The sequence below is a fragment of the Hylemonella sp. GW821-FHT12C09 genome (assembly GCF_058807395.1).
Genome location: NZ_JBXAQQ010000004.1, coordinates 37,283 through 55,146 on the forward strand (window position 1 = coordinate 37,283; position 17,864 = coordinate 55,146).

Consider the following 17,864-nt stretch of genomic DNA (forward strand, 5'->3'; position numbering starts at 1 on the left):
GACTTCTTCGGTCAAGCCCTCAGGCCTCTCTTCGGGCCGTAAGCTTCACGCTGGAATTCTCTTTGGGGGACTCCACCCTTAACGACGGGAATGAGCCCGAAGCCGTGAGTTCCGACCCCGAGCCTGGAGAACTGCAACCGCTGAGTCGGTTACGCCCGCCGAAGGATGGCCCGCAACGGCTCCTGTGCCGTCCGTCAAATCGTCAACGGATCCACATCCACCGCCCAGCGGATCAGCCCCTTGCCTTCGGGCCCCTGCCGTACGGCATGCAGCGTGTCATGCCAGCCCGCCAGAAAACGCTGCAGCGCCGCGCGTGAGGGCGATTCGATCAGCATCTGCGCCCGCTCCACATTCGCCACGCGCTGCACACTCATGGGCACGGCCGGGTAGAGCGTGACCTTGAGTAAGGCGGCCGCTTCTGTGCCCAAGGTGCTGGCCGCGTTCAGGAAGGCCTGCGCGGTCTCCTGCGTGCGCGCCTCGGCCCGCACCAGCGCCTGGAAGCTGTAGGGCGGCAGGCCGGCCTGTTCGCGTTCCTTGAGTTGCTGCGCGGCGAAACCCGGGTAGTCGTGTTTCTTGAGGTTTTCGTACAGCGGGTGCGTGGGGTGCTGGGTCTGCACCCACATCTCGCTCTGCGCGCTGATGCCCGCGTCACGCCCGGCGCGGCCGGCGGCCTGCATGAGCAGGCTGAACAGGCGCTCGGGGGCGCGGAAGTCACTGGAGAAGAGTGCGCTGTCGGGGTTGGCGGCGGCCACCAGGGTGATGCGGCGGAAGTCGTGGCCCTTGGCAATCATCTGCGTGCCCACCAGCACGTCCACCTCGCCGCTGTGCACCTGGGCCAGCTGGGCTTCGAGTTCGCCCTTGAGCTTGGTGGTGTCGGCGTCGATGCGGGCGATGCGCACCGGCGTGCCATCGCGCCGCTGCACGTCGGCCAGCAGTTCGGCCAGGTGTTCTTCCAGCTTCTCGGTGCCGCGGCCCATGGGGCGGATGTCGGGGCTGCCGCAGCCGGGGCAGGCACGCGGCACGCGTTCAGTGAAACCGCAGTGGTGGCAGCGCAGGGTGCGGTCCAGCTTGTGGAAGACGCGGTAGGCGCTGCAGTGCGGGCACTCGCTTTTCCACTCGCAGTCGCTGCAATGCAGCACCGGGGCGTAACCGCGCCGGTTCAGGAAGACCATGCTTTGCTCGCCCTTGGCGATGCGGGCCTTGATGGCGTCCAGCAGCGGGGGCGAGAAGACCGCGTGTTTGGGCTGGTGGTTCATGTCCACGCGCCGCACCAGCGGGAGCGCGCTGCCGTCACCCACGCGGCTGGGCATGAGCAGGCGCACATAACGCCCGCCTTCGGCGAGCGGGCGGCTGTGGTGCCAGGACTCCAGTGAGGGCGTGGCCGAACCCAGGATGACCTTGGCGCCTTCGAGCCGGCCGCGGTAGACGGCCAGGTCGCGCGCCGAGTAACGTGCGCCCTCCTGCTGCTTGTAGCTGGGGTCGTGTTCTTCGTCGACCACCACCAGGCGCAGTTTCGGCATGGAGGCAAACACCGCCATGCGCGTGCCCAGCACGATGCGCGCCGCGCCGCTGTGGGCGGCCAGCCAGCCCTTGAGGCGCTGCGGGTTGGTCATGCCGCTGTGCAGCGAGACCACCACCTCGGCGCCAAAGCGCGCGGCAAAGCGTTCCTCCAGCTGGGGCGTGAGGTTGATCTCGGGCACCATGACCAGGGCCTGGGCCTCGGGCTCGCGTTCCAGCAGCGTCTGCACGCAGCGCAGGTAGACCTCGGTCTTGCCGCTGCCGGTGGCACCGAAGAGCAAAAAGGGGCCGGCCTGGGCCTCGATCTGCGCCAGCACCTCGGCCTGCTCGGGCGTCAGCGTGGGCCGGCTGGCGGCGGGGGCGCCGCCGGCGGCCACGGCCGGGCGCTTGAGGCGGCGCGCCAGCTGTTCGCTGCTGAGTTCGCGCAGCTGGGGCGGCAGCGCGGCCAGGGCGATCTCGCCGGCGGCGCGCTGGTAGTAGCTGGCGGCAAAACCCACCAGCTGGCGCCAGGCGGCGCTGAGCGGGGGCAGGGCGGTGAGCGCGGTGGCGATGGGGCGCAGGCGGCTGGTTTCGACCTCGGTTTGCCCTTGCGATGCAGCATCCCAGACGATGCCCAGGGTCTCGCGCCGGCCCAGCGGCACACGCACCAGCGTGCCAGCCGCAAGTGCCGGCTCACTCAGATAACTCAGCGTGCCGGCCACCTGGCTGTGGGCCGGGGTCTGGACCAGGACGGGAAGCGGCTGCGTCATGCGAAGGAGGTGCTTGGGGCCAAGTCTTCATGCCGACTGTCGAAAGTCGCGCTAAGTGCTTGATCTGGAATGACTTTGAGAACGATCCAAGGTTTCTGTGGATAACTTTGTTGATAGCTTGTCATGAGCCGCGCCGAAGCCTTGAAAATCAAGGCTTTGCTCAAAATGCCCTCAAAAAAAGCAAAGAGCTAATTTCTTATAAATCAACAACTTACCGACGCTATTGGTTTTGTAGCAACAGTCACCCCCCGGGGGGCACTTTGGCGCACCGCAGCACGGATTTTGTGCATAAGTGAGTCTGCACTGAGCATTTTTGGGGCTGCCAGGCTTGGGCACCGGAATTCGGGAAAACCATGACGTGCCCGGTCTTGACGGTCTAGGCCCGCATCCGCCGCGAATGCGTGTGCACGGCTTCGACCAGCGCGGACACATGGTCCGGCGGGGTGTACTGGCTGATGCCGTGGCCCAGGTTGAAGATCTGCGTGGGGCCGCTGGCCTTGGGGTCGCGGTGCGGGGCGCCGAAGCTTTCCAGCACCTTCTTGACCTCGGCCTCGATGGCCGCAGGCGGGGCGAACAGCACATTGGGGTCGATATTGCCCTGCAGGGCCTTGCTGCCGCCGACCAGCGCGCGCGCCTTGCCCAGGTTCATGGTCCAGTCCAGGCCCAGCACCTCGCAGTCCAGCTGGCCCATCTGTTCCAGCCACAGGCCACCGCCCTTGGTGAAGACGATGCGCGGCACGATCTTGCCGTCCACGCCGTTGCGCTTGAGGCCGGCGAGCACGCGCGCCGTGTAGGCCAGGCTGAATTCCTGGAAGGCACCGTCGGCCAGCACGCCGCCCCAGCTGTCGAAGACCATCACGGCCTGCGCGCCGGCGTCGATCTGCGCGTTCAGGTAGGCGGCCACGGCGTCGGCGTTGACCTGCAGGATGCGGTGCATCAGGTCCGGGCGGCTGTAGAGCATGCTCTTGACCAGGCGATAGTCGTCCGAGCCCGCGCCCTCGACCATGTAGCAGGCCAGGGTCCAGGGGCTGCCGGAGAAGCCGATCAGCGGCACGCGGCCGTTCAGGGCCTTGCGGATGGAGGTGACGGCGTCGAAGACGTAACGCAGCTTGTCCAGGTCGGGCACGGCCAGCCTGGCGACCGCGGCCTCGTCGCGCACGGGCGTGGCAAAGCGCGGGCCCTCGCCTTGCGCGAAGGACAGGCCCAGGCCCATGGCGTCGGGCACGGTGAGGATGTCGGAAAACAGGATGGCGGCGTCGAGCGGGTAGCGCGCCAGGGGCTGCAGCGTGACCTCGGTGGCGTAGTCCACGTTGGTGGCCAGGCCCATGAAGCTGCCGGCCTTGGCGCGCGTGGCGCAGTACTCGGGCAGGTAGCGCCCGGCCTGGCGCATGAGCCACAGGGGGGTGTAGGCTGTGGCCTGGCGCAGGCAGGCGCGCAGGAAGGTGTCGTTTTGCAGGGGGGCGTAGCTGGAACTCATAGCCCCCGATTGTCGCAGGCTGGCCGGGCCCCCGGCCGGGCCGGCTACTGGGCCAGGCGCACTTCCAGGATCTCGAAGTCGATCGCTTCGCGGTAGATGCGGATGTCGTGCGTGGCCATGTAGAGCAGGATCTTGGGCGCCTGGTGGGCCACCACGCGGTGCGCGCCCACGCCGAACAGCACCAGGCCCAGGCCCAGCCAGGGGTAGCCGAAATAGGCCATGCCGATGCCGGTGCCGATGATGGGCAGGATGAGCGCGGTCAGCATCAGGCGGTGCTTGACGTACTTGCGCGCACGCTCCGGGTTGACGATGAGACGGAAACGCCCGGCGGGCAGGCCGGTGCGGAACTCTTCAAAAGGCACGTAGATCGGCTCGGGGCCGTCGACGATGCCGGGGGTAGCTGTCTCACTCATGGTTCTGGTTCTGTGCGTGGTCGATTTTCAGACAGCGATTCTGCACCACGCGCAGCCCGGCCTGGCGCGCCCGCTCTGCGGCGGCTGCATGTTCCACGCCCAGCTGCATCCACACGGCCTGCGCGCCGATGGCGACGGCCTCGTCCACGATGGGCGGGATGTCGGCGCTGTTGCGAAAGCAGTTCACCAGCGCGATGCGCTCGTGGCGCGCCGCTTCCGTCAGGCTGGGATAGACCGGCTCGCCCAGGATGGTCTGGCCGCTGGCCATGGGGTTGACCGGCACAATGCGCCAGCCGTGGGCCTGCATGTAGCGCGCCACCATGTAGCTGTCGCGGTGCGGCTTGGGCGAGAGGCCGACCACGGCCACCGTGCGGCAGTGGTCCAGAACCCAGCGGATGTCGTCGGCCTGGTCCATCAGCGGTAGGTGATGGGGCAGCCGTAGGGCCGGCTGGTGGCCACGCTCAGCGGCTGGCCGGCCAGCGCCTCCTTCAGGCCCTGGCGCACGTAGTTGGTGGCGGTCTGGATATCTTCCGCCTTGGTCGAGGGGATGCTGTCGATGGCGCCGGCATAGATGAGTTCACCGCGCGGGTTGAGGATGAACATGTGCAGCGCGCTGCGCGCGCCCATGGCCCGGCCCAGCGCGCCGCTTTCGTCCATCACGGCAGAGCTGGGCGCGGCCTTCTGCTCGGCCAGCCAGCGTGCCATCTGCTGCGGTGTCAGGAAGTCGGCGCTGCCGTCGGCGGTGGAGTTCACCGTGAGCCAGACCACGCCCTTGCCCCGGGCCTCGGCCTGCAGGGCCTGCATCTGGCCGCTGCGGTAGTGCTTGCGCACGAAGGGGCAGCCCGGATTGTTCCATTCGAGCACCACGTGGCGGCCGCGGTAGTCGCTCAGGCGGACCGGCTTGCCCTGCAGGTCGGTCAGTGCCATGTCGGGGGCGGTCTGGCCCAGGCCCAAGGCGGCCGAGGCCGGGCCCGGCAACAGAACGCTGCACAGGAAGAACAGGGCGGCGAGCAGGCGAGGTATCACGGTGAACTCCGGTGTTTCAGAGGGCGGCCAGTGCCTGGCGCACTTCGCCCACGCTCAGCACTTCGGACAGCACCTGGGGCGCACGGCCGGGGCGGTAGAAGACGTAGACCGGCACGCCGTTGCGGCCCAGCTGGGCCAGGGCGGCGGTGATGGCCGGGTCGCGCCGGGTCCAGTCGGCGCGCAACATCACGACGTTTTTGGCATCGAAGTCGGCGAGCACTTGCGCGTCGGCCAGCGTGGTCTGCTTGTTGTACTGGCAGGTCACGCACCAGGCGGCGGTGTAGTCCACGAAGACCGTCTGGCCACCGGCCAGCAGGGTCTGCACGCGTTCGGGACTCCAGGCCGACCAGCGTTCGCCGCTGGCCTGGCTGGCCGTGGTGTTCTCGATCTTGAACATGTAGGGGCCCAGGGCCCAGGCCGCCCAGGCGCCGGCGGCGACCAGCAGCGCGGCGATCACCGTGCGCAGGCGGCCCTGCAGCGTCAGCGCCCAGATCACGGCGCTGAGCGCGATCAGCAGGGTCAGCAGGGCGGCCGCGCCGTCCACGCCGCTTTGGTGGCCCATGACCCAGACCAGCCAGACCACCGTGACGAGCATGGGGAAGGCCAGAAGTTTGCGCAGCGCGTCCATCCACGCCCCCGGCTTGGGCAGCAGGCGCGCGAAGGCCGGCACGAAGCTGACAGTCAGGTAGGGCAGTGCCAGGCCCAGGCCCAGCGCGGCGAAGATCAACAGGGCCTGCGCGGGCGGCAGCGTGACGGCCAGGCCCAGCGAGGCGCCCATGAAAGGCGCGGTGCAGGGCGAGGCCACGGCCACGGCCAGCACGCCGGTGAGGAAGGCGTCGATCACCGGATGGCGCGCCTGGAAGGCCGCCAGCGAGCTGGGCGCGAACTGGCCGAACTCGAACACGCCGACCAGGTTGAGCGCAATGACGGTGAACAGCGCGGCCAGGGCGGCCACCACCCATGGGTCCTGTAGCTGGAAGCCCCAGCCCAGGCTCTCGCCGGCGGCGCGCAGGCCCAGCAGCAGCAGGCCCAGCAGCACGAAGCTGACGATGACCCCGGCGGTATAGGCCAGTCCGCTGATGCGGTGGCTGCGGTGGTCGTCGGCGTGGCGCGTGAAGCTCAGCACCTTGATGGCCAGCACCGGGAACACGCAGGGCATGAGGTTGAGGATGAGGCCGCCGATCAGCGCGCCCAGCAGGGCGGCGTAGAAGCCCAGCGGCGGCGCGGCCGCCGGCACTTGTGCGGCATTGGCGGCCAGGGCCGCCTGCAGCGCCGGCGAGAGGGCGGCCGGCGCGGCGCTGGCCGGCCAGTTGCCGTTGACCGGCAGCTCGATGCGCCAGCCCTGGCCCCCCTGGGTCAGCACCACGGGCAGCCGCGCGGGGCTGGCACTGCGTTGCGCCATGAGCGGCAGTTCAGCCGTCCACACGGCGCCCTGCCAGCGTTGCTGCCAGGGTGTCGAGGGGTTGATGACTTCGGCGATTTCGGGGAAGGCGTCGAGCGGCTTGCCCTGCAGGCTGGCGGGCAGGCCCGCAACGGTGAGCTTGAGGGTCTGGCCGTCGATCTGGATGCGGCTGTTCTTGCCGGCGTCCAACGCCCGGGGCTGGGCTTTCAGCGCGGCCTCGAAAGTGGGGCCATTCAGCGCGGTGGAGCCCTTGAGCGGAATGCGCAGGGTGTACTCGCCCTCCTCGGGGATGCACTCGGTCTTGCAGATCAGCCAGCTGGCGCGCAGCTTGACGGTGAGCTCGTCACCCAGCAGGGGCGGCTTGAAGTCGGGCGTGATGGTCAGCGGCACGGCCAGCAGCAGCGTGCCTTCATAACCGTAGTTGACCAGGGGACCGACCGAGATCTTCTTCGGGATGGGCCAGGCGATCTCGCCGGCCTGGACGCCCGGCGGCAGCGTCCATTCCAGCACGGTGGGCAGGCCGGAGTCGCCGGCGTTTTTCCAGTAGGTGTGCCAGTGTTCCTTGTGCGCGATCTGCAGGCCCACCCAGACCGGCTGGCCGGGGGACACGCCTTCAGGCGCATGGGCCAGCAGTTCGGTACGGGCCTGGTCGGTGGTGACGACGGCCTTCTGGGCACTCACCTGTGCACTGGCGTACGGAGCAAAGAGGGCGGCGGCGGCAAAGAGCGGGGCCAGCAGCAGGGAGCGCAGAAGCCGGAGAGAGGTCATGGGTACCAGGGTGGGGGAAACAGGTGGGAGTGCGCCAGACGGGTGCAAGTTCCCCGCAGACGCCAACCGCAGGGCGGGCAGCGCAGGCCAACCATGAATATAAGCCAGGGCTGAAAACCTTGAATTCCCTATGGGCCTCATAGACACTATCAAATTCCACGCCCGGGCCCGGGTCCGAATAATGCGTGGAGATGACCGCAGGCCGTCCATCCTGGCCTGTCCATGAAAAGCTCGATCCAAGGGAGATTCATGATGACGTCCAGCATGGAGGCGGTGTTGAGCCCCTGGGTGGCTCAACTCAAGTCCAGATCCAACCTGCCCCTGCTCGTGCAATGGGGCGAGAACCCGGCACCCGGTTCGGGCCTGCGCCTGGGCGATTTCAGCACCCCCAAGGTCGTGATCCGGGTGCGCAAGGCCAGCGCCGTGCCCCTGCTGCTTTCTCCCACACTGGACAGCCTGGGCGAGGCCTATGTCGAAGGCCTGATCGATGTGGAGGGCAGCGTGGACGACATCCTGGAGATGGCGCACCGCCTGGCCGAAGCCGGCAGCCGGAGCGAGAGTCGGCTCACGCGCATCGCCCGCCACTTCCAGCATACCCAGAAGAGCGACAGCGCGGCCATCCAGTACCACTACGACGTCTCCAATGCCTTCTACCAGGCCTGGCTGGACCCGCGCATGGTCTATTCCTGCGCCTATTTCGAGCATGGCGACGAGGGCCTCGAGGAAGCGCAGCTCAAGAAGATCGACCACATCCTGACCAAGGTGCAGCTGCAGCCCAAGCAGCGCCTGCTGGACATCGGCTGCGGCTGGGGTGCGCTGGTGATCCGTGCGGCCGAGAAGTTTGGCGCGCGCTGCACCGGCATCACGCTGTCGCAGCGCCAGTTCGAGCTGGCCACGGAGCGCGTGCGCGCGGCCGGCCTGCAGGACCGCATCGAGATCCGCCTGCAGGACTACCGCGACGTGCAGGGCCAGTTCGACCGCATCACCAGCGTGGGCATGTTCGAGCACGTGGGTCTCAAGCACCTGGAAGGTTATTTCGCCTGCATCAACGGCCTGCTGGCCGACGAAGGCTGGGTGCTCAACCACGGCATCACGTCCACCGACGTCAACGACGGCGAGACCGCCTACGGCGGCGGCCGCTTCATCGACCGTTATGTGTTCCCGCAGGGGGAGTTGCCGCACATCAGCACCGTGCTCAAGACCCTGCAGGCCGGCGGCCTGGAGGCGCTGGACGTGGAAAGCCTGCGCCGCCACTACGCGCGCACCACCGGGCTGTGGAGCCAGGCCTTCGAAGCGGGCGGCGCGACGCTGCGCGACATGGTGGGCGAGCGTCGCTGGCGCATCTGGCGTGTCTACCTGGCGGGCTGCCAGTGGGCCTTCGAGCACGACGAGATCTCGCTCTACCAGGTGCTGTGCCGCAAGGCGGGCCGTCCGGCCCGTGGCCTGCCCTGGTCGCGTCGCTGGATGTACCCGCATTGACCGGCGGCCCTGGTCCGGCCTTGCCTTGAGAGCCTTGCCCTAAGATAGGCGCATGGGCACATCTACCCCCGGTACCCCCCCGCGTTTCTGGGCTGACCTTTGCACGCGTGACTTCGCCTCACTCGACCTGGCGCGGGCCATTGCCGTGCTGCCGGTGGCCGCCACCGAGCAACATGGCCCGCACCTGCCGCTGAGCGTGGACTCGGATCTTGCAAATGGCGTGGTGGCCGCTGCCCTGCCGCACATTGCCGCGGATCTGCCCGTGCTCTTCCTGCCCACGCAGGCCGTGGGCCTGAGCCCCGAGCACCAGGCCTTCCCCGGTACGCTCACCTTGTCGGCGCACACCGTGATCAGCCTGTGGACCGAGATCGGCGAATCGGTGGCGCGCGCCGGCCTGAAGAAACTGGTGCTGCTCAATGCACACGGCGGTCAGGTCGGCGTGATGGACATCGTGGCGCGTGACCTGCGCGCGCGGCTGGGGATGCTGGTCTACAGCGTCAACTGGTTCAACCTGCCGCTGGGCGCGCAGGTCGAAGGCCAGTTCAGTGCCGAGGAGCACCGCTTCGGCATCCACGCCGGCCAGATCGAGACCGCCATGATGCTGGCGCTCAAGCCCGGGCGCGTGCAGATGGCGCTGGCGCGGAACTTTGCCTCCGCTTCGCAGCAGCGCGCGCAGGCCTTCCCCATCCTGGGCAACGGCAAGAGTGCCAAGCTGGGCTGGCAGATACAGGACTACAACTCGGCGGGTGCCGTGGGCAATGCGGCTGCGGCCACGGCCGAGCAGGGCCGCACCGTGCTCGATGCCGCCGGCCGCGCACTGGCGCAGCTGCTGGCCGAGATCGACCGCCTGCCGCCGGACACGCTGGCGACGATATGAATCCGGCCCACCCGGCTCCCGGCGCCCCTCTCACGGCCGAGCAGCGGCGCTTGCAGTCCCTGCAAAGTTATGGGGTGCTGGACTCGCCGCCCGAGGCGGGTTTCGACGAGATCGCACAGCTGGCCTCGACGTGGCTGGGGATGCCGATCGCGCTGGTCAGCCTGATCGATGAAGAGCGCCAGTGGTTCAAGTCACGCGTGGGACTGGACGCCGACCAGACGCCGCGCAGCCAGGCTTTCTGCAGCGTGGCCATCGAGCAGCCGGCGCAGCTCATGGTCGTTCCGGATGCCAGCCTGGACCCGCGTTTTCGCGACAACCCGCTGGTCACGGGGGAACCCCACATCCGCTTCTATGCTGGTGCACCCCTGGTCATGCCCGATGGCCAGGCCCTGGGCACGCTGTGCGTGATCGACCGGCAGGCCCGTGACTTCAGCGAGGCACAGCGCCAGACCCTGGCCCTGCTGGCGCGGCAGGTGGTGGCGCAGCTGGAGTTGCGCAAGAAGCAGTCCGAGCTGCAGCTGGCGGTGGACCGCTACCAGAAGCTGTTCGACCACACGCTCGACGGCGTCTTGCAGACGCGACCCGGCGGCGAAGTGCTGGCAGCCAATGCCGCCGCCTGCGCCATGCTGGGCATGAACGAGGAAGAGATACGCGAGCGTGGGCGCACGGGCGTGCTGGACCTGAGCGATCTCCGTCTGGCGCGGTTGCTGGACGTTCGCCAGCGTGAAGGCCAGGCCCGCGGCGAACTGCGCATGCGACGTGGCGATGGCACGCTGTTCGAGGTGGAGATCACCTCGGCGCTCTACCGCGACCATGACGGGCAATGGCTCAGCAGCATCGTGTTCCGCGACATCACCGAACGCCTGCGCTGGCAGCAGCAGCTGCAGGACCAGGTTGCGCTGCTCGACAACCTGGCCCGCCACGTGCCCGGCTCGCTGTACCAGTTCCGGCTGGATTCCCACGGCGACCTGAGCTTTCCCTTCGCCAGCGAAGGCATCCGCACGATCTATGAGGTCACGCCCGAGTCGGTGCGCGAGGACGCCGCACTGGCCCTGCAGCGCATCCATCCGGACGACTTGCAGCCCGTGCTCGACTCGATCCGGGTATCGGCCGAGACCCTGCAGCCCTGGCGCATCGAGTACCGGGTGATCCTGCCCGAGCAGGGCCTGCGCTGGCGCCTGTGCAATGCCCAGCCCGAACGTCTGCCCGACGGCGGTACCCTGTGGCACGGCTTCAACACCGATATCACCGAGCGCAAGGAGGCGGAGGCGCACACCTTCCGCCTGGCCTATTTCGACGCCCTCACCGGCCTGCCCAACCGCAGCCTGCTGCGCGACCGCATCGAGCAGGCGCTGGCGCAGGCACGGCGCAGCCACCAGTACGGTGCCGTGATGTTCGTCGACCTGGACAACTTCAAGCAGATCAACGATGCGCGCGGCCATTCGGTGGGGGATGACCTGCTGACCGAGGTGGCCAGGCGCCTGCAGGCCCTGCTGCGCGCCGAGGACACGGTGGCGCGCATCGGCGGCGACGAATTCGTGCTGCTCATCAACGAACTCGGCCAGGACGTGGAAGCCAGCGCCCGCGGGGCGATGGCCGTGGCCGAGAAGGTGCGCGCCGCGCTGGACCGGCCCTTCCTGATCGACAACTTCAGCTACACCAGCACGGGCAGCCTCGGCATCAGCCTGTTCCCCAAGGCCGGCCAGCAGATCGACGACCTGCTGCGCGAGGCCGATACCGCCATGTACCGCGCCAAGTCTGCCGGGCGCAACCGCATCGCCTTCTTCGAGTTGTCCATGCAGCACGAGGTGGAGGAGCGGCTGGCCCTGGAGCAGGAGCTCAAGGAGGCGCTGGCCAGCGGCCAGTTGCGCCTGCATGTGCAGTCCCAGGTCGACGCCCAGGGTCGGGAGGTCGCGGGCGAGTTGCTGGTGCGCTGGCTGCACCCCTTGCGCGGCCTGGTCCCGCCCATGCGTTTCATCCCGCTGGCCGAGGAAACCGGCCTGATCCTGCCGCTGGGGGAATGGGTGATCGGGCAGGCCTGCCAGACCCTGGCGCGCATGCAGGGCGCAGGGCTCACGCAATCGCTCTCGGTCAACGTCAGCGCGCGCCAGTTCCGCAACGAGGATTTCGTGCCGCGCGTGCAGGCCATCCTGCTGGAGACCGGCGCGCCGGCGCAGCAGCTGGTCTTCGAGGTGACCGAGAGCCTGTTCATCCAGGACTGGGACAACTCCCTGCGCCGCATCATCGAACTCGTGAAGATGGGCATCCGTTTCTCGATCGACGACTTCGGTACCGGTTACTCCAGCCTGAGCTACCTGCAGCGCCTGCCCCTGTTCGAGCTCAAGATCGACCGCAGCTTCGTGCAGGACACACCACACGACGTCAACGACACGGCCATCGTCAGTTCCATACTTTCCATGGCGCGGCACCTGGGCCTCGAAGTGGTGGCCGAAGGTGTCGAGAACCGCGCCCAGGCCGATTTCCTGAAGGCCCACCATTGCGACCGCATGCAGGGCTATCTGTTTGCCCAGCCGCAGCCGCTGGAAGACTGGCTCGCGCGCATGGGCTTGCGCGGCTGAAGGCTCCCAGGGCCGGTTTGACAGTCCCGGCCGCGCTGCGGATACTCTCCGAATCCGTTCCAGGAACAGGAGCCGCCTTTGAACACCTCCCACGATCGCCGTCAGTTCCTGCGTTCCGTTTTCCACGCGCCGGTGCGTCTGCGCCTGGGCGAACGCGAAAGCCAGGCGTTTCTGCATGATGTGTCGCTCAAGGGCGCGCTGGTCGAAGTCCCGGCCAGCTGGGGCGGGAGCGTGGGTGACGCCTGCCTGCTGCGCCTGGAACTGGCCAGCGATGCGGCCATCACCATGGAGACCACGGTCGCCCATGTCGAGGGCATCCATGTCGGCCTGCACTGCGAGCGCCTGGACCTCGACAGCATGACGCACCTGCGCCAGCTGGTCGAACACAATGCCGATGACCCGGCCCTGCTGGAGCGTGACCTCGCCACCCTGGTGACCCAGGGCCGCGCCGAAGCCTGAGCCCGGTTTCTTCGATGCAACGCCGTCTCGTCCTGGGTCTGCCCGCCCTGATGCTGGCACCGCCGGGCTACGCTGCCACGCCTGGCGAGTTGCTGGCCTCGGGCCGCCACATCCTGCTCATGCGCCACGCCGATGCCCCGGGTGTGGGCGACCCGCCGGGCTTTCGCCGGGGCGACTGTGCCACGCAACGCAATCTGGGGCCGGCCGGCCGTGAGCAGGCCCGCGCCGCCGGCCTGTGGCTGCGCAGCCAGGGTGTGCAAAGGGCGCAGGTCTGGTCCAGCCCCTGGTGCCGCTGCCTGGAGACGGCGCAGCTGCTCGGTTTTGGCGCGGTGAGCGTGGAGGAAAGCCTGGGTTCCTTCTTCGGACGATACGAACTGGCGTCTCGGCGCAACGAGGCCCTGCAGGCTTTCGTGGCGCGCCTGCTCAGTGGTCCGCCGGACCGCGCGCCCATCCTGGTCACGCACCAGGTGAACATCAGCACCTATGCGGGTGGTGGCGTGGCCAGCAGCGAGATGGTGCTGGTGCGGGTGGATCGCCAGGGCCGGCCGCAGGACACGGTGCGTTACGCGCCTCCGCCCCTGTCCTGACCTTTCCCTTCTTCATCGGGGGGCGGGCCTCAAGGTGGTGCCCGCGCGCGCACCAGTCGCGTGCACGATCCCCGCCCGCCCGCCTTGCCGCTGGCTGCCGGGGGACTCCGCCTTGTACACAAGCTGGCCTGACTATTGCATAAGACATGGCATTCCACTACCCGAGGTGCTGCCATGACCCCCTACTTCGATCCCTACAACGCTGACCGTCCGCTGATGCTCAAGTGCAGTTGCGGGCGCGAGCACACGGTGGCCGAGCATCAGCAGGAGGTCGCCAGCGCGCAGGCCGCTGCCACGCTGCGGGCGCGCAGCGAGACGGCCGAGTTCGAGGCCTACAGCAACGAGTTCATCGAGGCCACGCTGGTCAAGGCCCTGTTCCCGCAGGACGCGGTACGCCGCCGTTTCCTGCGCGCCGTGGGCAAGGGGGCGGCCATGTCGGCCATCGCCAGCGTGCTGCCCGTGGCCAGCCTGCAGGCCATGGCGCAGGAAAAAGGCGCGCTGGAGAAGAAGGAGCTGAAGATCGGATTCATCCCGATCACCTGCGCCACGCCGCTGATCATGGCGCACCCGCTGGGTTTCTACAGCAAGCAGGGCCTGAGCGTCGAGGTGACCAAGACGGCTGGCTGGGCGCTGATCCGCGACAAGATGCTGAACAAGGAGTATGACGCCACGCACTTCCTCAGCCCCATGCCCCTGGCCATGTCCCTCGGTATCGGCTCGACCGCGTCTGCCATGAACGTGGCCACCATCCAGAACACCAACGGCCAGGCCATCACGCTGGCGCTCAAGCACAAGGACAAGCGCAACCCGAAGGACTGGAAGGGCTTCAAGTTCGCCGTGCCCTTCGAGTTCAGCATGCACAACTTCCTGCTGCGCTACTACGTGGCCGAGCACGGGCTGAACCCCGATACCGACATCCAGATCCGCGTGTTGCCCCCGCCCGAGATGGTGGCCAACCTGCGCGCCGGCAATATCGATGGCTTCCTCGGCCCCGATCCCTTCAACCAGCGCGCGGTATACGAAGAAGTGGGTTTCATCCACGTGCTCACCAAGGACCTGTGGAACGGCCACCCCTGCTGCGCCTTCGGCACCAGCACCGAGTTCATTCAGAAGAACCCGAACACCTTCGCCGCCCTGTACCGTGCGGTGCTGACGGCGGCAGCCATGGCGCGCAAGGCCGAGAACCGCGAGCTGATCGCCAAGGTCATCGCGCCGGCCCAGTACCTGAACCAGCCCGAGGTGGTGCTGACCCAGGTGCTGACCGGCAAGTTTGCCGACGGCCTGGGCGGCATCCGGAACGTGCCCGACCGCGCCGATTTCGATCCCATGCCCTGGCAGAGCATGGCGGTGTGGATGCTCACGCAGATGCAGCGCTGGGGTTACATCAAGGGCGATGTCAACTACAGGCAGATCGCCGAGAAGGTGTTCCTGCTGACCGACGCGAAGAAGCACATGAAGGAACTGGACCAGAAGGTGCCCGATGGCGCCTACCCGAAGTTCAAAATCATGGGCCGCGAGTTCGACCCGGCCCAGGCCGCCGAGTACGCGCGCAGCTTCCCCATCCGCAAGACGTCCTGAAGGCACGCGTATGCAATCGCTGCGACTGCGCTCGGCCCTGCTCTCGACCCTGATCCTGCTGACCCTGCTGGGCATCTGGTACCTCGCCACGGCCACGGGCAGCCCGGCTGCGCCGGCGGCGAACCTGACGCCCGAGCAGCTGGAGTACGCCCGCATGATGGGCAAGGACCCGGGCGTGAGCAAGAGCGGCGGTTTCCCCACGCCCGCCCAGATGGGCGCCACGGTCTGGGGCCACCTCGCCAACCCCTTCTACGACAACGGACCGAACGACAAGGGCATCGCCATCCAGCTGGCCCATTCGCTGGGCCGGGTCGCGCTGGGCTTCCTGCTGGCGTGCGGGGTCGCCATTCCCCTGGGTTTTGCCATCGGCATGTCGCCGCTGCTGCACCGTGCCCTGGACCCCTTCATCCAGGTGCTCAAGCCCATCAGCCCGCTGGCCTGGATGCCGCTGGCGCTCTACACCATCAAGGACTCCTCGGTGTCGGGCATCTTTGTCATCTTCATCTGTTCGGTCTGGCCCATGCTGGTCAACACGGCCTTTGGCGTGGCCTCGGTCCGGCGTGACTGGCTCAACGTCGCCGCCACGCTGGAGGTCAGCCCCCTTCGCAAGGCCTTCCTGGTGATCCTGCCGGCGGCGGCGCCCACCATCCTCACCGGCATGCGCATCAGCATGGGCATCGCCTGGCTGGTCATCGTCGCGGCCGAGATGCTGGTGGGCGGCACCGGCATCGGCTACTTTGTGTGGAACGAGTGGAACAACCTGTCGCTGACCAATGTGATGTTTGCCATCCTGGTCATCGGCCTGGTCGGCATGGGGCTGGACCTGCTCTTCGGCCGACTGCAAAAGGCGGTGACCTATGTGGAGTGAGATGCCGGCGCAAGGACTGGCCGGCGCTGCGCAAGCAAAGGAATTCGGCGTGAAAGATTTTCTCAAGATCGAACAGCTGGGCAAGACCTACCAGGCCGGCAAGCCCGTGTTTGCCGATGTGTCCTTCACCCTGGACCGCGGCGAGTTCGTCTGCATCATCGGCCACTCCGGTTGCGGCAAGACCACCATCCTCAACGTGCTGGCCGGCCTGGACCAGGCCTCCAACGGGCACGTGTTCATGGACGGCCGAGAAGTGGTGGGCCCCAGCCTGGAACGCGGTGTGGTGTTCCAGGGCCACGCACTCATGCCCTGGCTGACGGTGCGCCAGAACATTGCCTTTGCCGTCAAGTCGCGCTGGCCTGAGTGGCCCGCGCCCAAGGTGAACGTGCATGTCGAGAAGTACGTGGCCATGGTGGGCCTGAGCCCCGCCATCGATCGCAAACCCAGCGCATTGTCCGGTGGCATGAAGCAGCGCGTGGGCATCGCCCGCGCCTTTGCCATCGCGCCCAAGATGCTGCTGCTGGACGAACCCTTCGGCGCGCTGGACGCGCTCACGCGCGGCACCATCCAGGACGAGCTGATGGGCATCGTGCGCCAGACCCAGCAGACCGTCTTCATGATCACGCACGATGTGGACGAGGCCATTCTGCTGGCCGACCGCATCCTGCTCATGAGCAACGGCAGTGAGCACGAAGGTGTCTACACGCCCGGCGGCATTGCCGAGGTGGTGGTCAACCCGCTGCCGCGTGAACGCAGCCGCGCCGGCCTGCACCACCTGGACGGTTATTACGCGCTGCGCAACCACATCGTGGATTTTCTGGTCACCCGTGCCACAGCGCACTGAAGTTTTCTTTTCGCCACCACAACATGAAGGAGTTCACATGAACCGCAACGACGTCACCGAGAAGATCATCACCGTCAAGGTCGCCAAGGGCCTCAAATGGGAGGACGTGGCCAAAAAGGTCGGCCTGAGCAAGGAGTGGGTCACGGCCGGCTGCCTGGGCCAGATGACCTTCGATGCCAAGCAGGCCAAGGTGCTCGGCAAGATCTTCGGCCTCAACGACGAAGAGCAGAAGTGGCTGCAGGTCGTGCCTTACAAGGGCTCGCTGGACACCGCCGTGCCGACCGACCCGCTGATCTACCGCTGGTACGAGATCGTCAACGTCTACGGTACCACCATCAAGGAGCTGATCCACGAGGAGTTCGGCGACGGCATCATGAGCGCCATCGACTTCAGCATGGACATCCAGCGCCAGGCCGACCCCAAAGGCGACCGCGTCAACGTGGTGCTCTCGGGCAAGTTCCTGCCCTACAAGCAGTACTGAGCATGGAAGCCAAGCCCCCGCTGCCGCCCTTTTCTGCCGAGACCGCAGCGGAGAAGGCGCGTCTGGCCGAGGACGCCTGGAACTCGCGTGATCCCGACCGCGTCGTGCTCGTCTACACCGAAGACACGCGCTGGCGCAACCGTGCCGAGTTCCCAGTGGGGCGCGAGCAGGTGCGGCAGTTCCTGCAGCGCAAATGGGCGCGTGAGCTGGACTACCGGCTCATCAAGGAGCTCTGGGCTTTCAGTGAGAGCCGCATTGCGGTGCGCTTTGCCTACGAGTGGCACGATGATTCGGGTCAGTGGTACCGCTCGCACGGCAACGAGAACTGGGAGTTCAATGCGCTCGGCTACATGCAGCGACGCTTTGCCAGCATCAACGACCAGCCCATCCGGGCCGAGGAACGCAAATTCCACTGGCCCCTGGGTCGGCGTCCCGACGACCATCCCGGCCTGATTGATCTCGGCCTCTAGGCGGACAGCCCCCCTCAGTAGTGCGGCGGCAGTTCGTCGCGTGGATTGCGTAGCACCGGCGCGCTGCCTTCGGGCAGCTGCTGGCGCAGGCCCATGACTTCGCGCAGCAACAGGTCGATCTGCTGTTGCTGGCGATAGATGGTCTGATTCAGCTGATCCAGCAGGTCTTCCGCATAACTGGCCTTGATCTCCAGCTCGGTCAGGCGGGTGTCGGTGTCTTGGGTGGAATCCATGGCCGTATTGGACCTCAAAAAGCCGCCTTGCCGCTGGGTGGTGCGCACTGCAAGCC

17 protein-coding genes are annotated in these 17,864 nt (G+C 67.4%); 10 read left to right on the forward strand and 7 right to left on the reverse strand.

Annotated features, from left to right (window positions below):
* Positions 1–194: 194 nt before the first annotated feature.
* The 6 genes from priA to AC1RRP_RS08115 all read right to left on the reverse strand — a co-directional run bounded on the left by priA (position 195) and on the right by AC1RRP_RS08115 (position 7,353).
* Positions 195–2,267 carry a replication restart helicase PriA gene (priA, locus tag AC1RRP_RS08090; RefSeq protein ID WP_493034971.1) on the reverse strand — a complete coding sequence of 691 codons (2,073 nt, stop codon included), beginning with the start codon at positions 2,265–2,267 and terminating at the stop codon, positions 195–197.
* Between the two features lie 376 nt (positions 2,268–2,643).
* On the reverse strand, positions 2,644–3,744 hold the full coding sequence (gene hemE / locus AC1RRP_RS08095) for a uroporphyrinogen decarboxylase (RefSeq protein ID WP_493034973.1): 1,101 nt from the start codon (positions 3,742–3,744) through the stop codon (positions 2,644–2,646).
* A 44-nt stretch (positions 3,745–3,788) separates the two neighbouring features.
* The gene (locus AC1RRP_RS08100; protein ID WP_493034975.1) at positions 3,789–4,157 is read right to left on the reverse strand and encodes a hypothetical protein; all 369 of its coding nucleotides are present in this window, start codon (positions 4,155–4,157) and stop codon (positions 3,789–3,791) included.
* Complete coding sequence (locus tag AC1RRP_RS08105) at positions 4,150–4,572, reverse strand: CoA-binding protein (protein ID WP_493034977.1); 423 nt, start codon at positions 4,570–4,572, stop codon at positions 4,150–4,152. Before AC1RRP_RS08105 ends, AC1RRP_RS08100 begins: the two co-directional genes overlap by 8 nt.
* Positions 4,572–5,183 (reverse strand): redoxin domain-containing protein, encoded by a 612-nt coding sequence (locus tag AC1RRP_RS08110; protein WP_493034979.1) that lies wholly within the window; start codon positions 5,181–5,183, stop codon positions 4,572–4,574. The genes AC1RRP_RS08105 and AC1RRP_RS08110 overlap by 1 nt, the downstream gene beginning before the upstream one ends.
* Positions 5,184–5,199: 16 nt before the next feature.
* On the reverse strand, positions 5,200–7,353 hold the full coding sequence (locus tag AC1RRP_RS08115; RefSeq protein ID WP_493034981.1) for a protein-disulfide reductase DsbD family protein: 2,154 nt from the start codon (positions 7,351–7,353) through the stop codon (positions 5,200–5,202).
* A gap of 252 nt (positions 7,354–7,605) precedes the next feature.
* Between AC1RRP_RS08115 and AC1RRP_RS08120 the strand changes: the two genes are divergently transcribed.
* From AC1RRP_RS08120 to AC1RRP_RS08165, 10 genes are all read left to right on the forward strand, one after another.
* Positions 7,606–8,832 (forward strand): class I SAM-dependent methyltransferase, encoded by a 1,227-nt coding sequence (locus AC1RRP_RS08120; protein WP_493035518.1) that lies wholly within the window; start codon positions 7,606–7,608, stop codon positions 8,830–8,832.
* Between the two features lie 52 nt (positions 8,833–8,884).
* Positions 8,885–9,709: a creatininase family protein gene (locus AC1RRP_RS08125; protein ID WP_493034983.1), complete on the forward strand. Its 825-nt coding sequence runs from the start codon at positions 8,885–8,887 to the stop codon at positions 9,707–9,709.
* The gene (locus AC1RRP_RS08130; protein ID WP_493034985.1) at positions 9,706–12,288 is read left to right on the forward strand and encodes a sensor domain-containing phosphodiesterase; all 2,583 of its coding nucleotides are present in this window, start codon (positions 9,706–9,708) and stop codon (positions 12,286–12,288) included. The genes AC1RRP_RS08125 and AC1RRP_RS08130 overlap by 4 nt, the downstream gene beginning before the upstream one ends.
* Before the next feature lie 78 nt (positions 12,289–12,366).
* Entirely contained in the window at positions 12,367–12,747 is a 381-nt protein-coding gene (locus AC1RRP_RS08135; protein ID WP_493034987.1) for a PilZ domain-containing protein, read from the forward strand.
* A gap of 14 nt (positions 12,748–12,761) precedes the next feature.
* A complete protein-coding gene (locus AC1RRP_RS08140; protein WP_493034989.1) occupies positions 12,762–13,334 on the forward strand; it encodes a histidine phosphatase family protein in 573 nt (190 codons plus the stop codon).
* A 174-nt stretch (positions 13,335–13,508) separates the two neighbouring features.
* Complete coding sequence (locus tag AC1RRP_RS08145) at positions 13,509–14,912, forward strand: CmpA/NrtA family ABC transporter substrate-binding protein (RefSeq protein ID WP_493034991.1); 1,404 nt, start codon at positions 13,509–13,511, stop codon at positions 14,910–14,912.
* Between the two features lie 10 nt (positions 14,913–14,922).
* The gene (ntrB, locus tag AC1RRP_RS08150) at positions 14,923–15,780 is read left to right on the forward strand and encodes a nitrate ABC transporter permease (RefSeq protein WP_493034993.1); all 858 of its coding nucleotides are present in this window, start codon (positions 14,923–14,925) and stop codon (positions 15,778–15,780) included.
* Positions 15,770–16,624, forward strand: coding sequence for an ABC transporter ATP-binding protein (locus AC1RRP_RS08155; RefSeq protein WP_493034995.1), 855 nt, complete (start codon positions 15,770–15,772; stop codon positions 16,622–16,624). Before ntrB ends, AC1RRP_RS08155 begins: the two co-directional genes overlap by 11 nt.
* A 37-nt stretch (positions 16,625–16,661) precedes the next feature.
* Positions 16,662–17,105: a cyanase gene (cynS, locus tag AC1RRP_RS08160; RefSeq protein ID WP_493034997.1), complete on the forward strand. Its 444-nt coding sequence runs from the start codon at positions 16,662–16,664 to the stop codon at positions 17,103–17,105.
* A 2-nt stretch (positions 17,106–17,107) separates the two neighbouring features.
* Complete coding sequence (locus tag AC1RRP_RS08165) at positions 17,108–17,575, forward strand: nuclear transport factor 2 family protein (protein ID WP_493034999.1); 468 nt, start codon at positions 17,108–17,110, stop codon at positions 17,573–17,575.
* 14 nt (positions 17,576–17,589) lie between these two features.
* Here the strand turns inward: AC1RRP_RS08165 and AC1RRP_RS08170 are convergent, their stop codons facing one another.
* Positions 17,590–17,808, reverse strand: a complete 219-nt coding sequence (locus AC1RRP_RS08170) for a SlyX family protein (RefSeq protein WP_493035001.1) — start codon at positions 17,806–17,808, stop codon at positions 17,590–17,592.
* Positions 17,809–17,864: the final 56 nt, after the last annotated feature.